General features: G+C 35.2%; 2 protein-coding genes. Both read right to left on the bottom strand.

Annotated features, from left to right (window positions below):
• On the bottom strand, positions 1-176 hold a 176-nt coding region (locus ACTG7X_RS11120), incomplete at its 3' end, for a four helix bundle protein (RefSeq protein ID WP_439258498.1).
• Positions 124-270 carry a four helix bundle protein gene (locus ACTG7X_RS11115; protein ID WP_439258497.1) on the bottom strand — a complete coding sequence of 49 codons (147 nt, stop codon included), beginning with the start codon at positions 268-270 and terminating at the stop codon, positions 124-126. The genes ACTG7X_RS11115 and ACTG7X_RS11120, both read right to left, overlap by 53 nt.

The following is a 270-nucleotide window of genomic DNA, read 5'->3' as shown; positions in this document are numbered from 1 at the left end:
ATTTCTTCGTATTCATTACGCCATCTTTGCCAAGTTTCTTCATTTACATAGTTCAAGTCAACACAATATCTTAACCAAACTCTTGTTTCATCAGCACTTCCTGCTGCTATCTTAACAAATCGTTTAAACTCTATCATTGATTCCTGTTTGGCAAATCCTTCTGCTATATTTGGCACAAACGCTTTTACTTGAACGTCTTAGTTGGTCTGCCAGTGCATATTGTTCAATCTTAGGAAAATTTAAACTCGCCTGATGAACTTCTAAAGATAT

Source organism: Lonepinella sp. BR2271, assembly GCF_051851515.1.
Taxonomy (GTDB): domain Bacteria; phylum Pseudomonadota; class Gammaproteobacteria; order Enterobacterales; family Pasteurellaceae; genus Lonepinella.
The sequence above is the reverse complement of the archived record's forward strand: the minus strand, read 5'-3'. Positions and strand labels throughout refer to the sequence as shown.